The 17,681-nt window shown below is 55.8% G+C and carries 15 protein-coding genes and 1 pseudogene; 4 read left to right on the top strand and 12 right to left on the bottom strand.

Annotation, left to right across the window (positions count from 1 at the left end; genetic code table 11):
• Positions 1–246 precede the first annotated feature (246 nt).
• The 3 genes from C1J05_RS11375 (at position 247) to C1J05_RS11365 (ending at position 4,920) form a co-directional block, all read left to right on the top strand.
• Complete coding sequence (locus C1J05_RS11375; protein WP_205388925.1) at positions 247–1,413, top strand: tyrosine-type recombinase/integrase; 1,167 nt, start codon at positions 247–249, stop codon at positions 1,411–1,413.
• Between the two features lie 165 nt (positions 1,414–1,578).
• Positions 1,579–1,842, top strand: coding sequence for a helix-turn-helix transcriptional regulator (locus C1J05_RS11370; RefSeq protein ID WP_162798017.1), 264 nt, complete (start codon positions 1,579–1,581; stop codon positions 1,840–1,842).
• A 141-nt stretch (positions 1,843–1,983) separates the two neighbouring features.
• A complete protein-coding gene (locus C1J05_RS11365) occupies positions 1,984–4,920 on the top strand; it encodes a TOTE conflict system archaeo-eukaryotic primase domain-containing protein (RefSeq protein WP_162798016.1) in 2,937 nt (978 codons plus the stop codon).
• A 65-nt stretch (positions 4,921–4,985) separates the two neighbouring features.
• Here C1J05_RS11365 and C1J05_RS11360 read toward each other — a convergent pair whose 3' ends face one another.
• The 3 genes from C1J05_RS11360 to C1J05_RS11350 all read right to left on the bottom strand — a co-directional run bounded on the left by C1J05_RS11360 (position 4,986) and on the right by C1J05_RS11350 (position 7,913).
• Positions 4,986–5,273 (bottom strand): hypothetical protein, encoded by a 288-nt coding sequence (locus C1J05_RS11360; RefSeq protein ID WP_114870340.1) that lies wholly within the window; start codon positions 5,271–5,273, stop codon positions 4,986–4,988.
• A complete protein-coding gene (locus C1J05_RS11355; RefSeq protein WP_205388911.1) occupies positions 5,270–6,268 on the bottom strand; it encodes a hypothetical protein in 999 nt (332 codons plus the stop codon). The genes C1J05_RS11360 and C1J05_RS11355 overlap by 4 nt, the downstream gene beginning before the upstream one ends.
• A gap of 346 nt (positions 6,269–6,614) precedes the next feature.
• Positions 6,615–7,913 carry a hypothetical protein gene (locus C1J05_RS11350; protein WP_205388909.1) on the bottom strand — a complete coding sequence of 433 codons (1,299 nt, stop codon included), beginning with the start codon at positions 7,911–7,913 and terminating at the stop codon, positions 6,615–6,617.
• 251 nt (positions 7,914–8,164) lie between these two features.
• Between C1J05_RS11350 and C1J05_RS11345 the strand changes: the two genes are divergently transcribed.
• Positions 8,165–9,640, top strand: coding sequence for a DUF2779 domain-containing protein (locus C1J05_RS11345; protein WP_114870337.1), 1,476 nt, complete (start codon positions 8,165–8,167; stop codon positions 9,638–9,640).
• Between the two features lie 215 nt (positions 9,641–9,855).
• Here the strand turns inward: C1J05_RS11345 and C1J05_RS11340 are convergent.
• The 9 genes and pseudogenes from C1J05_RS11340 to C1J05_RS11300 form a co-directional block, all read right to left on the bottom strand.
• Positions 9,856–10,035, bottom strand: a pseudogene (locus tag C1J05_RS11340) (citryl-CoA lyase); the annotation flags it as partial.
• 155 nt (positions 10,036–10,190) lie between these two features.
• Complete coding sequence (locus tag C1J05_RS11335) at positions 10,191–11,018, bottom strand: citryl-CoA lyase (protein WP_097803172.1); 828 nt, start codon at positions 11,016–11,018, stop codon at positions 10,191–10,193.
• Positions 11,015–12,208 carry a CaiB/BaiF CoA transferase family protein gene (locus C1J05_RS11330; RefSeq protein WP_114870336.1) on the bottom strand — a complete coding sequence of 398 codons (1,194 nt, stop codon included), beginning with the start codon at positions 12,206–12,208 and terminating at the stop codon, positions 11,015–11,017. The genes C1J05_RS11335 and C1J05_RS11330 overlap by 4 nt, the downstream gene beginning before the upstream one ends.
• The gene (locus C1J05_RS11325; RefSeq protein ID WP_114870335.1) at positions 12,205–13,653 is read right to left on the bottom strand and encodes an aldehyde dehydrogenase family protein; all 1,449 of its coding nucleotides are present in this window, start codon (positions 13,651–13,653) and stop codon (positions 12,205–12,207) included. Before C1J05_RS11325 ends, C1J05_RS11330 begins: the two co-directional genes overlap by 4 nt.
• Positions 13,650–14,345: a hypothetical protein gene (locus C1J05_RS11320; protein ID WP_097803169.1), complete on the bottom strand. Its 696-nt coding sequence runs from the start codon at positions 14,343–14,345 to the stop codon at positions 13,650–13,652. The genes C1J05_RS11325 and C1J05_RS11320 overlap by 4 nt, the downstream gene beginning before the upstream one ends.
• Positions 14,342–15,340, bottom strand: a complete 999-nt coding sequence (locus tag C1J05_RS11315; protein ID WP_114870334.1) for an agmatinase family protein — start codon at positions 15,338–15,340, stop codon at positions 14,342–14,344. Before C1J05_RS11315 ends, C1J05_RS11320 begins: the two co-directional genes overlap by 4 nt.
• Positions 15,337–16,212 (bottom strand): arginase family protein, encoded by an 876-nt coding sequence (locus tag C1J05_RS11310; protein WP_097803167.1) that lies wholly within the window; start codon positions 16,210–16,212, stop codon positions 15,337–15,339. The genes C1J05_RS11315 and C1J05_RS11310 overlap by 4 nt, the downstream gene beginning before the upstream one ends.
• Positions 16,212–16,886 (bottom strand): hypothetical protein, encoded by a 675-nt coding sequence (locus tag C1J05_RS11305; protein ID WP_097803166.1) that lies wholly within the window; start codon positions 16,884–16,886, stop codon positions 16,212–16,214. Before C1J05_RS11305 ends, C1J05_RS11310 begins: the two co-directional genes overlap by 1 nt.
• Entirely contained in the window at positions 16,879–17,628 is a 750-nt protein-coding gene (locus tag C1J05_RS11300; protein WP_205388908.1) for an arginase family protein, read from the bottom strand. Before C1J05_RS11300 ends, C1J05_RS11305 begins: the two co-directional genes overlap by 8 nt.
• Positions 17,629–17,681: the final 53 nt, after the last annotated feature.

Genomic DNA, 17,681 nt, shown 5'->3' with positions numbered 1-17,681 from the left:
GCGTCCCAATGTTCTCGTAAATCTTTGTTCTCGCTGGGAGAAATGGCTCCGGCGGTAGGGATCGAACCTACGACCAATTGATTAACAGAGAACAACCTTGAGTTGTGTTTAATCGGGTTTGACCGGGTAAGTATATATTAAATAAGGTAAAATGGGGTCTCCATCATCATCTCCGGTTGGGCGCTCTGGGGATAGGTCGTATTACATATGGACCGAATGTTGCAGAAACTGTTGCAGAGCCCTGATATGCCCAATTACGCCAATTTACGATCACGCCCAAAAATTCATTCAATCAAACCATCGACTTGTGACACGATCTTCTATCGTCATGATGGCGACGCCCTACAAGGTTTGCGTCTTGCTGTCGGTGCGCAGGCGAAGACATGGATCATGTCGAAACGCATCAATGGCAAGGTTCGGTCGATAACTCTTGGTCGCTGGCCCGAGATCGCGAACGGAGACGCCGCGATGGCGGTCGCACGCGAAAAAATCGTTGCTCTCGAGGCTGGAACAGATGCCGTCACGACGCAGGTCGTGACATTGATGGATGCCTTTGAATCTCACTTGGCACGGTCATCGGCAAAGCCGTCGACCAAGGACAACTACCGACTCCAAGTTCAGAACCACCTCTCAGACTTATTCGAGAGGCCAGTCGAGAACATCACGCTGCCGATGCTCGAGGACGCCATCAAGGGCAAAACCCCCTCAACCGCATTGCACCTTGCACAGATCATCCGAATGGCGTTTCGGCGGGCATCGACCCTTCGGCGATGTTTTGATGTGTCAGCTGATCTCAAAGTCATGGAGAGGCACAAACCCGCGAGCCATGTACTGTTCGATCCCAAAGAGACATGGCCCGCGCTTGATCTTATCTTGGAAAAGCGAAGCCTGATCCATCGCACGGCATGGCTTACGATGTTGTTCACGGGTTTTCGTTCGCTGAACACCCGCACACTGACTTGGGATCAGATCGACCTTACCCGCAAGACGATCACGCTTACCGAAATGAAGAACGGCCTGACCCGCACGTTCCCCGTCGCAGACGTGCTGATTGAGGCGCTGAAGGCGCTTCCGTACCGCGAGGGGAATGTATTCCCCGCTGAGTCACGCACGGGGCACGTTCACCAGCTGATAGCCTTCACAATGACTGTTGGGCAGGGGAGTAAGGCGCAAGAGGTCAACGTTCTTCGCCAGCACGATTGCCGCCGCCTGTTCACGACCGCTGCGCGTCGCGCTCGCTTGCCTGAGTACATCATTGACGAATTGCGCGGCGACACACCGAAAAGCGTCCAGGACATCTACGACCAAGGCTCAGCCAACCATGATGATGCCAACACGATCGCCGAACGCATCATCAAGGAATGCGGGCTAACACCTTCTTTCGTACTTGATCGGATCAAAAGCGGCGCATAATCATATACTTGTAATTTGCCCCATCTCGCACGCGACCTTCCGCGAAATGAGGCCGTGATGCAGAAGTCAGGATTAACGCCCGTGAAAGGGCCTTAAGCAAATGCGATCCTGAGCGCGAAGGCATGAGCACACGGTCAATGGCTTCATTCCGAAAGGATGAAACCCTTGACTACGATCGAACTCTCAGAAGAAGTGCGCGCCTTGCGCGAAACGGTTGGTTTTATGGCCGACCAACTGACCCGCATTGGTGTCGGCCCAAAACTAATGACCACGCCCGAGTGCGCTGAATTTCTTGGCGTCGGGAAAGACATCATGTTCGAGTGGCGAAGGAGCGGGGATGGTCCTCCATACCTGCATATCACCGCCCGCACCCTCAGGTACGACCGTGATGCCGTGCTTGAATGGGCTAAATCCCACGAAGTGAAATAAATCGGAGCGAGGGTTGAATCCCCGCTCCGGGTTAGGCGTGTCACGAAGTGTTTGGAATAACTGTTTTATAGCAGATTTTGCGACGTGCCAAAACCATGGATTGAGGTGATCACCCACGCTCTCTTGCGGAAGAGAGATACAATGGAAATCATCAATCAGATCGTTGCCTTGGGTGACAAGCGGCGACACACGCAATGGTACATAAACAAAGGCAAAACGGCATACCGACCGATTGACGCCGAGATCGACGACAGCAGCATCAAGAGGCATGTGTCAGCAAAGCAGCCGCTCGGAATGCTCTTGCATGTTGACGAAAAGCGAACCAAATCGCATTGCCTCGTTTTCGACTTCGATGATCACGACAAAAAAGGCATCGCCCTTGGGCCGACGCTGACAGTCGCGAGGCACCTGCAAGAGATCGGGATTCCTTTCCTCGTGTTTCGTTCAGGCGGTGGGCATGGTTACCATATTTGGGTGTTTTGGGAGGAGGCGCGCCGTGTTGATACTTTGCTGTCCGTTGCCAAAGAATGGCTCGGCGGCATTGACGAAGAAAAGACGAAATACGTCGTCGTCAAGAGCGGCAAGTTAAATCAAACCAAAACCAACTCCAAAGGCAAGAAGATCGGCGTTGAACACGGCATCGAAATTCTTCCCAAAGGGACAGGCGAGCAGAACGTCGCTATCCCATGCTCTCGTGCATCCGTGCCCATGCGATTGGTTAAGGAAGGATCGGTAGTCTCGCTCGAAGAATGCCGCCTCGACGATCTCGAATTGAAATTCGCGCCGTTACAGAAGTCGGGTCGCAAGGCGAGCGGTGCGTCGCCCCAAGTTGACCGCGACGCCGCCTTCGACGCGTTCATTCAGGCATACGATGCTGACGGCTACTCGCAATGGGGATCAGCTGGCATTTGCCTTCAAGCCGCATTCGGCAAGGAAGATGCGTGGGCGCAAGAGAAATGGGAGGAGTGGTCGCGGTCGTCGTCGAAGTATGAAGGCGGTGATGAATGTGAGTGGGATCAGTTGACCTCCGCGAAGAAATACTCGCCGTTGTCATTTTGGCGGACAGCAAAAAACCATGGATATGATGGCAAGTGGCCTCACACCGCCGCCGAGAAACGCAAACTCCTCGCAATCGACTTCCTGACCGATGTGAAAATCCTGCGTGATCAATCGGACAAGGCGTATGCTGAACTTCGCGACCGCGACTTTGTGCCTATCGACTCGAGTGAGTTCAAAGAAACAATCGCGCTCGCACTCTACCGCAAAGACCAAAACCTGCCTGATGAGCGCGCGGTAAAAGGCGCACAGATGATTGCGATGGCGATGGCACGTGACACCGATCCCGAAAACATCGCGCTTCGATATTCCCGCATTGGCGGAAAGCGATACGCTTTCTTGGCCGATAAGGAACGCAGCATTGTCGAAATCGACGTTGACGGATGGCGGTTCAACAACGATGCGCCCGTTCAATTTCGCAAAGGCGTTGGCTTGCCCATGACCGTGGAGGAAGGCGGGACAATCCGCGACCTCACTGATTTCCTGAATGTGGACGACGACTCGATGGTATTCCTGCTCGCTTGGATGGTGACGGCAATCATCCACCCAGGTGGTCAATGTCCGATTGCCGTGCTCGACGGAATTGCGGGATCGGGCAAATCATCGACGCTTTCGACCATCGTGCAGATCGTTGACCCGAAAGTTGGGGCGCAGGCGGGCGATCCTTCGAGTGAGGAGGATTTGCTTGTGTCTGCCTATCAATCGGCCGTCATGTCATTTGACAACGTGACCTCACTCGCCAAGCTGTCCGACCCGCTCTGCCGCCTCTCGACAGGCGGCGGGATGTCGAAGCGGAAGATGTATACTAATGAAGGTGTTTTCGCGCTCGATGCGATGCGACCTGTGATGGTCGCGGGTGTCGATCCCACGTTCTACAAGCAGGATTTGATCGAGCGGATCATCCGCGTGACGTTGACCAAACCGACGTCCTACATGGACGAGGAAGAATTCATGGCAAAGCGTCAGGAATTGCTGCCTCGACTTCGCGGTGCGCTGTATGATCTCGCAGCCAAAGTGTTGCGGGACGTTCATGGTATCGAGCAGAAGACGGCACGGTTTGGTGTCTACAGTCGCGTCGGCGAAAGCATCGCGCGTCAGATGGGTCGATCAAACGGGTGGTTTTTGAAGGCATACGCCGACATGCGCATGAGTATCGCCATGGAGTCGAGCGAAGCCGACAGCGTGTTTCAATTCCTTACGCACTACCTACTCGACTTCGACAAAGGCGTCGGGTCGAGGCGCGTCGAATACGCAGGCGCACTGCTGATGGAGATGAAGGACAAGTTGAAAGAAGCGCCTGTGCCGTTCGCAATGTCGGACATTCCTTCGCAACCGCGTGTCATGGGATCACGCATCGCACAGACGGTATCGCTGCTGCGGAAGTCGACGGGATGGTCGGTGACACGCGGGCATGATCGAGAATTCATCTTCGAGAAGGTCGAAGATGTCGAGGCGTCAGCGGAGGATGTGTTTGCGATGGCCGAGAAATACGCGCGGCAATCCGTTGGCCCGCGAGAGCGTGTGGTTGTGGCAGCAGACCGATTTCGCGGGGTAAGCTATCCTGATGTTGTCGAGCATCTTTTGGGCATCCTTCGGCAGCCGCAGTTTTTGGGGAAAACATCGCTTTGCATCGACGGCACAGCTATGGGTCGGGTTGTCTCGGACATCCTTCAAGATCAGGGAATTGAGCATCACGCAATCCAAATGACCGGGGGACAAGAGTGGTCACGGAAAGGGCGTTACGCCAATGTTTCAAAAACCTTGATGATCGAGACTCTGTCGGTCCAATTCGCATCGGGTGAGTTGACATTCGCCAGGGATTTGACGCTCCGCAAGGAGATCGAAGAAGACCTTGCATCCTTCACGCTAAAAACAACCGCCGCAGGTAATCAGGTCATCACACAGTCCAGAACGTCAGCTGGTCACGGAGATCTAGGAATCGCACTCGCTATCGCGGCTTTCGCGTCTCAGCACTTCGTACAAGGTTATATTGGGCAATCGACGCTTCGCGGCTATTGGTAGAGCGCCTCAGAGAGGCGATTTTAGGCGGGGCAAGTGCCTGTTCCGATACAAGGCACCCGCCATCACTACTCCGCCGGTGCTACGCCGAAGTATTGAACCATCAGATCACGGTCGTTCATCGCCTTCCCCACTTGGAGAAGACGGGATTGGTCAACGCACACCTGACGTTCACCACCTACGAGGAGGTAGCGTCGGTCTGGGTCTTTCAGTTTGATTTGCTTCTTTTTTGAACCGTGCGGCCCTGTGCTGGCAATGCTCAACAATACGTAGTCGAACGACCTTTGAATTGGGCCGGGGTAGGCTGGATCGTCACCGCCAAAAAGGCGATAAAAATCGCTCTCTTTCTCTATCATCCTGCACCTGGGTTAATTGGGCTGAGAGAAGCCAAATGGTGCCGTGGCACCCGACTGATCCGCTCAAAACTCGGAGCGAAGTATAAGGCCAATGCCTCAGCGATTTTTTTCGAGACTCTTTCTACGACTGCTTGTGTTTTGACTGCCTTTTGCTTGATGGTCACGTACAGGTATCCATCATCGACGCGCTTGTCCTCGACTTCCCAGCCTTGTTTTTCGAGTCCTTCGAACGTTTGGCTGTGCCGCTCAAATTCAGTCTGCGTGTCCGTTTTGCGTTGATCTGATTCCAAGTGCGTGCATTTAGGCGTGAGCAATTCGCGCTCGTCATCACTCAAGTTTTCTCCGGCCTGATACTTTTCGATAGCCTTGTGTTGCTCATTGCTGCGGGTGGCAACCGCTTGTAACTCATTCTCTAACTGAGCGATTTCTCTGCGTATCTCGCCCAAACGGACGTCGAGTCTTTCAGACCGTCGTTTCTTTGCCGCGTATTCATCTCGAGTTTCTTTGAGCGCGACTGAAAATATGTCGTCCAAGCGTGGATTTGTTGCGCCGGTGGCAATCCGACGCGCGATCGCCGATGGCTCAGAACCCTCCGGGTGAAAAAAGAATCCATCTGTGAACATTTCGGTTGAATCATATTCCTCACCTGGTGCGGTATTGATCATCAACCCCCTGCCGTTTGGAAAGGAAAAGGGTACGAGTGATGCGTCAGGGTCGTAGGTCTCAGCGATCTTCATTACGCTGGAAACAGTATCAATGTGCCAATGCCGAATTGTGCCATCGATGAGAACATCTATGTATTGTGCCCGTCGAAATTTCTTTTGTTCAACCGGCGGCAATTCTTCCTTCTGTGCTTTTTCTTTGGCGCGAAGCTTGGCAATTGCGTCCATCGTTGCAGATGCGTCCGACCGCGCGTCATGTCCCTCGTGCCAGAAACGATCAAGAAATACTTGGCATTTAGTGACGAAATCAATTTTGGCTGGTTCCGTCGGCAACAGGCACCACCGCTGCTTGGGCAGTGCAACGCAGTTTGCTCGGCGTCGATTTTGGCGTGAGTTGGCTCGTCGCCCATTGCTCGTATCGTTGCCAGGTCGACGGATGAGAACATTGCTGAGCCGAGGCTTTCATCATGCAAGTTTATCTCAATCAGACAACGGTTGTTGGATGCATAAATCTTGCCATCGGCAAGGTGCACAAACTGCAAACCCGGATACATTTTTGTGTGGCGTCCGACGAATGTCCGTGCAGTTATTAGAGCAGAAACAAGGGAACAGCCTAAGGGCTGTCCACGAAGCGGCTCGGCATGACTTTGAGCTTCCTGTCCCGGAGAAACTATAAAATTCATAGCGGCTCCAAAAATGGATGGGATAGAAACGATTCACGGTCTTCTTGGGTGGGGTACTTCGACGTTGTTAGGTCGGACAATGGCAGCCCTGGGTCAATCCAATTTCCGTTTCGCTTAATCCTCACTTTCGGAATTGGACGAGGCAGTCCCGCGCTTTCCGCAAATTTCCTTAGTTCTGCAAGGCAAATCAATTCGCGAACACGCTTGTCAAATTGTGCCATTATCATCGGAAAATGCTGTTCCACTCGTGAACGCACGCTCAATTGAATGTCTTTGGGTAAACTGGTGTAGTGGCGCGCGTTGTCAATTAATTCTTCGCCCGTTAATTCATCCAGGTCGTTGCGGTCACGCGCGATATGATAGGCCCTGTATCGCGGCCTGGTCGCATCATTGATTTCGAGGCTCAGCCATTCGCAGTCTTGACCGACTTCAATGTGACGCTCCAGCCACCGCTCATCTTCCACCAAGTCCACAATGCCGAAACCGCCGTGACGTTTCCATGCTGCCGAGTCTCCCGAATGTAGATAGGCTTCGCGTATCATTTCGTTACCAGTGGTCGCCAGGCCATGCGCCTGCACATCACAGCGTAATGTGTGAAGGGAATGGAGCATTCGAACCGCCCACAACCACCGTTCTTTCTCGGCGATTCCATTCGTTGGAGAAAAGCAAATGTAGCCGTTGCCTTGGTCAATAACGTCTAAAAGCCGTTGCTTACCATCACCCTGATGGAACACCGGCAGAACGCATTCACCAAACTCGCTTTTTAGAACTGCGAGGTTCTCGTCAGATTCCTCAGCGGCCCGTTTGCATTCGTCCTCTGTTGCAGCTCGTTTAGGTTTTCCCGGGATAACGTCGAGATTTACGAGCCAGATTTCATCAAAGAGCCCAACCGCGTTTTCGATGAATTCAGCGTAAACCTTTGTTATCTGCTCAAGTGTGGCGGTCTTACCTGCATTCCAGGCGGTATAGGCGCCCGAGTCGAGCATGATATGGCGCGGCCAATTGGCGTCATACCTAGCGCTCGCGGTGCGAAGAGCTTGTGAGTAGGGGATCCAATTCTCATCAATCCTTCGCTCACGCAGAAGATTTCGCATGTCGGTGTCCGCTGATTCCAGCTGACCAAGTGCGGATGGATTGAATTGGCAGTAGTCGTCAAAGGTCCGAATGCCCTGTCGGACCATATCAAGCCATTTCATGACAGCTTTGGCGTAATTGGCATGCATCGAAAACAGGCGATGAGAACACATCTGGTTCTCGACCACTTGGAAGTGGTCATTGCTTGGGGTGCCTGACATATACAATTGCATGTAGTGCGCATAACAGCGTTCTGTGGCAAGATTTTGGCAGTGAAGTCATGTGCTTGAGTGAGGCTCGTTAACGACAAGACCGATTGAGCGCAGAAAACGGCGTCAGCAGTCGAATTCAGCCAAACTCCAGTTGTCTCGATTTCGTCGCTCTTGCTATGTCCTTGGGCCAGTGAGCGGGCTTGGTTTGCCAACGGCAGCCGAGCATGTTCTTTAAACATCGACACTGACAGAAAATTGACATGCAACTTTCCAAATCAGACTACATGCTGTTTCTAAAGCATCCAGCGTGGTTCTGGATCAAGAAGCATGCCAGGCATCTTCTTCCGCCGATCGACCCCGCTCTTCAATCTCGTTTTGATGAAGGCCATGCGTTTGAGCCCTATGCTGAGGCGCTCTTCCCTGACCTTGTTCGCCTCGGATTTTCGGACTTTGCGGGATATCGATCTCTAACGTCTCTGACGTCTGAAACTTGGCAAGATGGGGCGAAAGCGGTCGGACAGGGCCGGTATGAGGATGGCCCAATCACATGTATCACCGATATTGTGTGCAGGGATGGCGAAGGCTACGTCCTGACCGAGATAAAGAGCAGCACTTCAACCAAACCAGAGCACGCCTTTGATCTAGCGTTTCAGCGTGTTGTCCTCGAGGGAGCTGGATTTCCAATCACCCGCTGCGAAGTGGCACATGTGAATCGCTACTATGTAAGGGTGGGCGAGATCGATCCACATGAGTTGGTCGCCATTACCGACATCACCGAAGCGGTCGATAATCAGATCGATAACACGCGCGTGCGGATAGCCCATGCATTAAAAGTGGCTGCTAGTGATACGATGCCAGATGCGGCCCCAGAACGGGCACGCTTGAAATCCTACGATGAATGGCTGGAAATCCGCGAGAAGCTTGATCCACCTCTAGCGCCAGACAGCATCCATCGACTTCCGTTCATCAACGCGAAACAAGCCTCAACTCTGACTGAGTCTGGGATCACGACGATCGATGCGATCGACGATCCGTCAGTTTTGGGCAAATCGACCCGGCGGTACTTGGCTGCGCGGGCCCAGGGGTCACGGACCGTTGACCGCGGCGCGCTGGATTGCTTTTTAGCCGAGATTGTTTATCCAGTTTATTATTTCGACTACGAAACATCACAGAGCTTGCTTCCTCCTTGGGATGGCGTGCGTCCTTATCAGCAGGTGCCGTTTCAGTATTCTCTGCATATACAGCGCGAGCCCGGCGGCGATATCGAGCACCGAGAATACTTGCACCGTGATGAGAGCAACCCGATGCCAGCGCTTCTTGAGCGACTTCAAGAAGATGTAGGCGACGTGGGCTCCGTGTTGGTGTGGTATGAGCCCTTCGAAAAAAGTCGCAATACTGAAATGGCTGCGGCTTTCCCGGAATATGCAGCATTTCTAGGCGATTTGAATGAGCGTGTGATTGACCTAATGAAGCCATTTTCTGACGAGACCATCACCGATCCTGCATTCAAGGGAAGCGCTTCGATCAAGAAGGTTCTTCCAGCTTTGGTCCCAGAACTTGCGTACGACGACCTCGATATTCAGGAAGGGGCAAGTGCATCCCGTCTATGGAAGGAAGTTACGCTGACCAATCCAGAAGCTACAGAACGTGACAAGGTTTATGCGGATTTAGTGGATTACTGCACTCGTGATACTTGGGCGATGGTTGCAATTCATAGGGTGTTGATCGGGATGTGAACGGCGCTGCGTTTCAGGCTCTGGACCTATAAACAGGTCAGGACTTCGACGGCAGGTTTTGCCAACACCGGACGTTCGCCGAAATCGAGGCAATGCCCGGGTTGCGGGACTTAGTGGGCGTTCGCTGCGCGTGCACCAATAGCGGCTTGTTGCGCTTTGCTGACATCAGGACAAGAGTGAAAATCGTATCATTTCTCACTTGGGTTGAGATACGTTCATAGGTGCCCCTTGGGTAATGGGCCTTTTTTCCGACCGCCCTGTTGGGTCTGCTCCCAGGCGCGTGCCAGGATGCCAACTGACCGAGACCGGCAGAACAGTCCACGCGCGAGTGGGGCATCGAAGCCGAGTTCGGCGTAGATTACGGCGGCCGCGCCATCAATGTTCATCGGGATCGGGGCGGGTCTTGATATCTGATGTATGCACCTTTATCCGCAGTGCGAGACTGGCTCAGGCCACACCCTCAGCCCCGTCATATTTTACCTGTGTTTTGAAATAGATGTCGCTGATCTGATCGCAACTGATAACTCCGGTTTTCAGAGGTTTCACCGGATTAGCTCTCCGATTTGACGCCAACGTATTCTGGCAGATAGCGCGGTGGCATTGGCCCTTTGTTCCGGCCGCCCTGCTGCATCTGTTCCCAGCCATGAGACAAGACGCCGACCGAGCGCGCGAGGCAGAACAGTCCACGAGAGAGCGGGGGTGGAAAACCCAGTTCGCAAAAGATAACAGCCGTGGCCCCATCGATATTCATCGCAATCTCAGTACCGCGCTTGCGTCCGATTTCCGCCTGAACCGCTTCACCGATGTCGGCAAACCGCCCATCTACTGTACCCGACTTTGCGGCCTCGCGTACCAACGCCATCAACCGCGGTGCGCGGGGATCGACGGGCTTGTGGAAACGGTGGCCAAAGCCCGAGACAATCTTGCCATATTCCTCACGCCAGGCGGCGATACCGTCGCTGACGGCAGCGTCCTGCTCAGCGCCGTCATCGATCCGTTTGGCAATGTCAAAATAAAGTTCGGCGCATTGTTCACCGGCGCCGCCATGCACGTCACCCAGCATGTTGACCCCGGTGGCTATGACATTGTTGAGCCCCAGCCCGCAGGTCGCGGCCATACGTGCGGCAGCAATCGAAGGCGCTTGTGGACCATGATCCACGCCCGCCACCAGCGCACATTCAAAAAGCGCCGCCTGTTCTGGCGTGGGCATATCGCCCCGCACCATGAGCCAGATCATCTGAGCAAAGCTAACGGAACCTATAAGGTCCTGGATTGGGTGGCCGCGAAAGGCGATCCGTCCTGGAGCCATGTCGATAATTGCGGTGCGCCACCAGTGGCGCATGTCATCGGCATCTTTGGGCTCTGAGGGGGCCGTCATATCGCGCCTTCCTTTTTTAGGCCCGAGATCTGGGCTTTGTCATAGCCAAGTTCGCTCAGGATATCGTTTGTATGTGCGCCCAATGCAGGGGGTGGAGAACCGACGCTAGGGGCCACGCCATCAAGCTTGGCACCGATCCCGACAAGTTGTAGATCCTGCTCGCCAATGCGGTGGGTTTGCAGGAGGCCCCGGTCGGCAAGTTGCGGATGCGCCAGCGCTTCGGGCACTGACCAGACCGGCCCTGTGGGAACGCCCTGCACCGTCAGTCTTTCAACCCACTCATGGGTGGGGGCCGTGGCAAAGGCCGCCTCCAGTTCGGCGGTCAGGGCGGATCGATTGGCCAGTCGGCTCTTTCGGTCGACAAAGCGTGGATCCTGCGCCAGGGCCGGGTTGCCGATGATCTCGCAAAGGGCCTCGAACTGTTCTTGTTTGTTGGCGGCGATGTTCATCACTCCATCAGCGGTTTTGAATGTGCCGGACGGGCTGGAGGTGAAATTATCATTGCCGTTCGGGGTAGGTGTCTTGCTGGCGATCAGATGGTTCGAGACCACCCAGCCCATTGTTGCAATCACGGCTTCCAGCATTGAGACGTCAATAAAAGTGCCGCGATCTTCGGCCTTATTGGCCAGGGCCGCTGCAACGGCAAAGGCAGCCGTCATACCTCCGATGGTGTCGGCCATCGGGTAGCCCACCCGGTAGGGGGCGGTGTTGGCATCGCCAGTGATCGACATCACGCCACTCATTCCCTGTACGATCTGGTCATAAGCGGGCAGTTTCGCCAGCGGGCCATCCTGACCGAACCCGGAGATAGCACAATAGACAAGACGGGGGTTTTCGCGGGCCAGCGTATCATAGTCAAGGTTCAAGCGTGCCATCACCCCGGGACGGAAATTCTCGACCAGGACATCGGCCTTTTGCACCAACTCCTTCAGGATACGTTTTCCGGATGCAGATTTCAGATTCAGGGTGATTGACCGTTTGCCAGGATTTTGCGCCAGAAAGGATACGCCCATCAGATCGGCGTTGCGCGCGGGATCAGCCCCAAGCTGGCGCGCAAGATCACCGGTGCCCGGTGTTTCGACCTTGATCACGTCGGCACCCATATGCGCCAGTTGATGGCAGCAGAACGGACCGGCCAGCACATTGGTCAGATCAAGAATGCGAATGCCCTTCAAAGGTGCCTGCGTCATTGTCCGCGCCCCTCGTGTACAACCTTGGCTGCAGTGAAAAACTCGCGGCAATAGCTGCCTTTTTCCGGAGCGCCATAGGATGATCCTTTTCGGCCGGTAAATGGCGCGTGGAAATCCATGCCTGCCGTGGGCAGGTTGACCTGTATCATGCCTGCCTCGGCGTTCTGCGAGAAATGGTCGATCTTGGCGGCATCCCGCGAGACGATGCCTGCTGACAAACCGAATTCGCAGTCGTTGGCGGTGGCAAGGGCGGCGTCATAATCCGGTACGCGCAACACGGCAGCGATTGGGCCAAAGATCTCGTCACGGGCCACTGCGGCCTGTGGGGACACATCCGTAAACAGGGCTGGAGCAAAGTAATGTCCGGGCGTTTTGGATTCGACTTCACCGCCACCTGCGGCAAGTGTCGCGCCGTCATCCACAGCTTGAGAAACGTATCGTTTGTCGATAGCCAGCTGCGCCTCACTGGCCACCGGGCCAATCTGGGTATCTGCTGCACGTGCATCACCGATCCTGAGGTCTTTCATTGCCGTACAAAGACGGTCGACAAATGCGTCGTGAATTCCCTCAGTCACGATCAGGCGGGAGGAGGCCGTGCATCGTTGGCCGGTTGAGAAAAAGCTGCCCTGTAATGCGCAGTGAACCGCCAGATCCAGATCCGCGTCATCCAGCACAATCAATGGGTTCTTGCCCCCCATTTCAAGCTGCATTTTGGCCCCGCGGGCGAACAGCGCTGCCCCCATATTGCGTCCAACAGGTGTGGAGCCGGTGAACGTGACCCCAGAAACCTTAGGGTGTGTAACGATCGCCTCCCCGACCTCGCGGCCTTTGCCCATCACAAGGTTGAACACACCGTCGGGCAGGCCTGCACGGGCAATGATGTCGGACAACATCCAAGCCGATCCGGGCACCAGTTCGGCAGGTTTGAACACGACCGTATTGCCATAGGCCAGAGCGGGCGCAATTTTCCATGCCGGGATAGCCAGCGGGAAATTCCATGGTGTGATCACGCCCACGACGCCAATTGGCTCGCGCAAAACCTTGAGTGACACACCTTCGCGCAGAGATTGGTAGATATCGCCGGTCGTGCGATAGGCCTCGGCTGCGAAGTATTTGAACAGATGTCCGGCGCGATGCGCTTCCGCCTTGGCCTCGGGCAGGGTTTTGCCTTCTTCGCGGGCCAGCATGTCGCCCAGCTCGTCCACACGGGCGAGGATTTCCGACCCGATGCGATCCAGGGCTTCGAATCGTATCAGGGGCGATGCCGCGCGCCATTTCGGAAAGGCGGCAGCCGCGGCTTCGATCGCTTGGGCGGTCTGGTCGGCACTAGCCTGAGCATAATCGCCAATCGTGTCGTTCAGGTCCGAGGGGTTGATATTGGTCGCGGCACCGCGGCCAGCGGCCCATGTTCCGGCGATATAATTGGGGAACCGATTGACAGTCATAGAACTTCCTCAAGAACGGGTCGCCATCCGATATCTTCATGCCGGTGGTCCACAGTATTGACGTAAAAATAGGTTGGGCCATGATAGCCTCGGCATGCCCGTCCGTCCGCGCGGTGGGCGACAGGTTCGACCGTCCAGCTGACTGCCCCGAACCAGTTCCACAATTTGTTGTGTGCGGAATTCAGATGATCCGGGCTAAGCGGCTTTGCACTGTTGGTCGGGTCCGGCTGAGGCGCGCTCAAGGCGCCGCCACCGCCCACCAACGCATCCCACTCATTGGGCCCGGTCGCACCAAGGTAAGGGTCATCATGGGGCGTATCACCACCGGTCAGCAACCGGCAGCGAAACGGCTTGCCATCAATCGACACCTCTGTGCCAAAGACATAGCCGGCATCATCCAGATCTTGCCAGCTGACGCGGCTCATAAGCATCCGGTCGGCCACCAGATACCGGGTACCTCCCTGCTGAAACACATGCCAGTTCAGGCGCTCTGAAGGGTCCTGGGGGCTGTCTGTGAGAGCCCAGTTGTTCCAGTCAGGATCACGCTCGAATTCCGGGAGGTTGCCGGGTTGCAGACCCTCGTATGGACAAAGCGCTGCTAGATCCGTGATCCAGGGGCGGGTTGCCGGAGCAAGGATCTGTCCTGCATGTGATAACCCACCCAGCTGCCAGGTTCCGATATATTCCATCATTGTTCTGTCACCGACCTCGTGCGGAAGCGCCGCAGAATCCGGAACAGCATTTCCGCCGCCAGGAATTCCGTGCGCTCTGAGGGATCAAGCGGTGGTGAGACCTCGACAATGTCCAAACCACCCAAGGGGGCCTCGGCCAAACCATCCAGCAAATCATAATACTGACGAGGTGTAACGCCGCTGTGCACGATAGACCCTGTGCCGGGCAGGTAACCGGCGTCCATCGCATCAATGTCAATGGTCAGATAAAGTTCGTCGCACCCCTGCATGGCGTGAGCAAGCGCCTGGCGCATGACCTCTGCCGCGCCCATTTCATGCACGTCACTGGACGAAAACACCCGACCACCCTGTTTTTCGATCAGGTCCAGATCGCCGCCATCAACCCAGCCCGCGATGCCGATCCAGACCATATTGGATACATCAACGTTGGGCAGTTCAGAAATCCGGCGGGCATTGGTCGCGTGATTGTGGCTGCCCCATGCGCCCAGCCGGTCGGAGAAATCCAGATGACCGTCGATCTGGATATACCCAAAGCGCGCGTCAGGCGCGCGTTTGGCCAGCCCGCGTGAATACCCCAGACAAGCCGGATAACTGTTATAATGATCACCGCCCAGTGCCAGTGGAATCGCGCCTGCGACAGTCAGCCCTTCGGTCATTGCGGCGATGGCTTCGGTCGTTGCATCAACATCTTGCGCTGTGATCTCGGCGTCTCCGCAGTCGACCAACCAATCGGTTGCAGGCACAGTACGGCGGCTTGTGTCAGGATCAATGCTGGGCCCCTGCGGGCGTATGGATTGCAGAAGAGTTGTCGCCCTGCGCAGTGCTTCGGGGCCGAACCTTGTGCCAAGACGGCTGGAATGTGTCCAGTCGCTCGGCATGCCCACCACGCCGATCTGGTCCGCGTGGGCGTCGGCCACGTCGCGCAAAGGCCCATCAAACAGCCGGTATCCCGGTTGAGCCAAGGGCGGGTGGAATGTCGTAATCGCTGCAGTCATGTCAGTACATTTTCCTCTGAAGTTTGGCTGCTCGGATGATCGATCCCAAATCCAAGACGCGCGTAGATGAATGCCAGAAGGGCCGTGACCATAAGGCGTTGGCCAACCTTCACCACGCCCATTCCGGGCCTGTTCGGGTTCAGGCCAGTCAACATAATGACGCTGACCTCGTGCTGTCCCAAAAGCTCAAGCCATTGCACCACTGTATCAAGATCGCAGCCCCCCAACCGGGGCTGATCACAAAGCGCGCTGAGCGATGTTTCAAACACGGACAGATCAAACCGCACAAACAGCGGCTTTGATACATCTCGCCACCTGGAAAACGCTGCGAGCTGTGCGGTAGTACCCAAAGAGCAGGTCGTGCCCTTCCCATTCGGCAAGGGCGCTACATGAAAATCGCGCGCATCATGTGGCGTACCGCCAAGCTGCGCAGTCTGACAATTGAGGAGCGCGCTCTGCACTGTCTCCGACAAGCGATCCGACCCGCCCAATATTACGGCACAGGCACCGTTGCGGCTGATCTGACGCGTTGCCGCCCTCAACGCCGCGTGGATCTCGTCCTCGGACCCCGGCGATACATCTCCGAGGTCACAGAGCCGCTCATGCAGACCGTCGGTCGATATGTCTTGTCGTGCATCAATATCAACCGGGTGGCTGAATTGTGGGTTTGCATGCCAGCCAAAATAGACCGAGGTTTCGCGCAAGGCGCGCGGCGCCAGGGATTGCCCGGCAAATGGTGCGCTGGTGTCTTCAAACGGGACGCCCAGCACCGCCAGATCGCCGGGTCTGACATCACTGATTGTTTTGGTCTGAGCGCGCATGAACGACAGATGCCCTGCCATGCGCGGCAATGGGGCTGAACGTAAAGGCATCAGCCTGCTCCTTTCTCAAGGCGGTCAGACACCTCCCGCAAGATCGCCAGTGCGGCGCGGACTTCCGTGCTGCCACGATTGTCCAGTGCCGGGGCAAGCCCGTAAATTGCTGCGGCGATTACGTTGCCTGGGGTGGCGACAATCTGCGCGGCCATCTGTGCGGGTGACAGCCCAGCCAGGCGGTGCGGGTGCGACACCCAATTGGCCGCCAGCTCTTGTAAATCCACAGACAGGATAACCGGTTGTACGTTGGGCAGATTGCCCGCAATGCCCCCGGTCACCTCAATGACAGGAACATCCGCCCCTGTGACCTGTCGTGCAGCGGTACCAAGCGCCTTTAGGCCGCTGGAATCGCCGCCAACCAGCACCAGTCGCGCACCGGTTTCCAGAACCGCCACACATTGCGAAACCACTGCGGAAAAATGCTTGTCCGGCTCAAGCGGAAATACATTCACATCCCCCAGGTCAATGGCATTTGCGGGGGCTTTTCCGTGCCCGGAGGCATATCGCAGCTGCCTTGCGAGATAGCGTTGCTCTGCTGCTGGTCGGCTGAGGTTGTCACAAAAATACCCTGCTATCGCGACCTGCCCAGGCACGAGGTCTTCTAGATCGCCAACAGGCACGCCCAGAAAACTGGGGATCGTGTCAAACTGAATTTGCGCCGCATCACCCATGACGCAATGCCGCGTTCAGGGTTTCGATGGCCGCCAATTCCGACATGCCCCGCGTGTCGAGGGCAGGCGCAAGGCCGGTTATCACAATGGCATGCCAACTGGAGGACATTGCGCCGATGACGGAAACCAACGTTTCGGGTTTCATCCCGCCGGGATTGAGGCCGACAGCACCGGCTGCATGCCCCAGATCAATGACCGATAAGTCGATCCAGAGAACGGCGCGCTCGGGTACATCAAGAGTGTTGGCCTGCACCTCATCCAACTGCCGGGCGGTACGCCAATCCATCATGCGCTGGCTGATCTGATCCCAAACGTCGGCAGGTTGCTCGCCGTTCAAACCCACCCAGGTCGTGTTTGACGGGCGTTCTATGAGATCACGTCGAGCCAGTGGCATGGCCGCGACGACGGGCCGGTCCGGAAAGGCCGCCAGTACAGCCGAGGCAACATCAGACGCGCCTCCCAGGACAACTGGCACAACGTCGCGATCCGCCATTTGTGTCACAAGCTGCATTAATACGCCCAACCAATCACCGGACAGGTCCAGATTTCCCAGATCCCGACCATTTACAGGCAGGCTAGTCCCAAGCTGCCCGGTCATCTTGCGCAGCGCATCCGGTGCCAGGGAGGCGCCGTAACGCGGCCCGCTATCGACTTCGCTTGGAACACCCAAAAGCCCGACAGATCCTGCATCGCATTGCGAAACCTTGCCAAATGGCAGGCCGGCATAACCGGTTGTTATCATTTGTTTCTGCGCACTAATCATTGCCAGATGCCTTCATTATTTGCGATTTCCAA

The sequence above is a fragment of the Sulfitobacter sp. JL08 genome, from assembly GCF_003352045.1.
GTDB lineage: Bacteria > Pseudomonadota > Alphaproteobacteria > Rhodobacterales > Rhodobacteraceae > JL08.
Note: the sequence above shows the minus strand (reverse complement) of the source record. Positions and strands in the feature narration are given on the sequence as shown.

Bases quoted from the DNA above. Each gene is read 5' to 3' on its own strand.
- C1J05_RS11375 (WP_205388925.1), top strand. From the start codon at position 247: ATGCCCAATTACGCCAATTTACGATCACGCCCAAAAATTCATTCAATC.
- C1J05_RS11365 (WP_162798016.1), top strand. From the start codon at position 1,984: ATGGAAATCATCAATCAGATCGTTGCCTTGGGTGACAAGCGGCGACAC.
- C1J05_RS11360 (WP_114870340.1), bottom strand. From the start codon at position 5,273: ATGATAGAGAAAGAGAGCGATTTTTATCGCCTTTTTGGCGGTGACGAT.
- C1J05_RS11350 (WP_205388909.1), bottom strand. From the start codon at position 7,913: ATGTCAGGCACCCCAAGCAATGACCACTTCCAAGTGGTCGAGAACCAG.
- C1J05_RS11345 (WP_114870337.1), top strand. From the start codon at position 8,165: ATGCAACTTTCCAAATCAGACTACATGCTGTTTCTAAAGCATCCAGCG.
- C1J05_RS11335 (WP_097803172.1), bottom strand. From the start codon at position 11,018: ATGACGGCCCCCTCAGAGCCCAAAGATGCCGATGACATGCGCCACTGG.
- C1J05_RS11330 (WP_114870336.1), bottom strand. From the start codon at position 12,208: ATGACGCAGGCACCTTTGAAGGGCATTCGCATTCTTGATCTGACCAAT.
- C1J05_RS11325 (WP_114870335.1), bottom strand. From the start codon at position 13,653: ATGACTGTCAATCGGTTCCCCAATTATATCGCCGGAACATGGGCCGCT.
- C1J05_RS11320 (WP_097803169.1), bottom strand. From the start codon at position 14,345: ATGATGGAATATATCGGAACCTGGCAGCTGGGTGGGTTATCACATGCA.
- C1J05_RS11315 (WP_114870334.1), bottom strand. From the start codon at position 15,340: ATGACTGCAGCGATTACGACATTCCACCCGCCCTTGGCTCAACCGGGA.
- C1J05_RS11310 (WP_097803167.1), bottom strand. From the start codon at position 16,212: ATGCCTTTACGTTCAGCCCCATTGCCGCGCATGGCAGGGCATCTGTCG.
- C1J05_RS11305 (WP_097803166.1), bottom strand. From the start codon at position 16,886: ATGGGTGATGCGGCGCAAATTCAGTTTGACACGATCCCCAGTTTTCTG.
- C1J05_RS11300 (WP_205388908.1), bottom strand. From the start codon at position 17,628: ATGATAACAACCGGTTATGCCGGCCTGCCATTTGGCAAGGTTTCGCAA.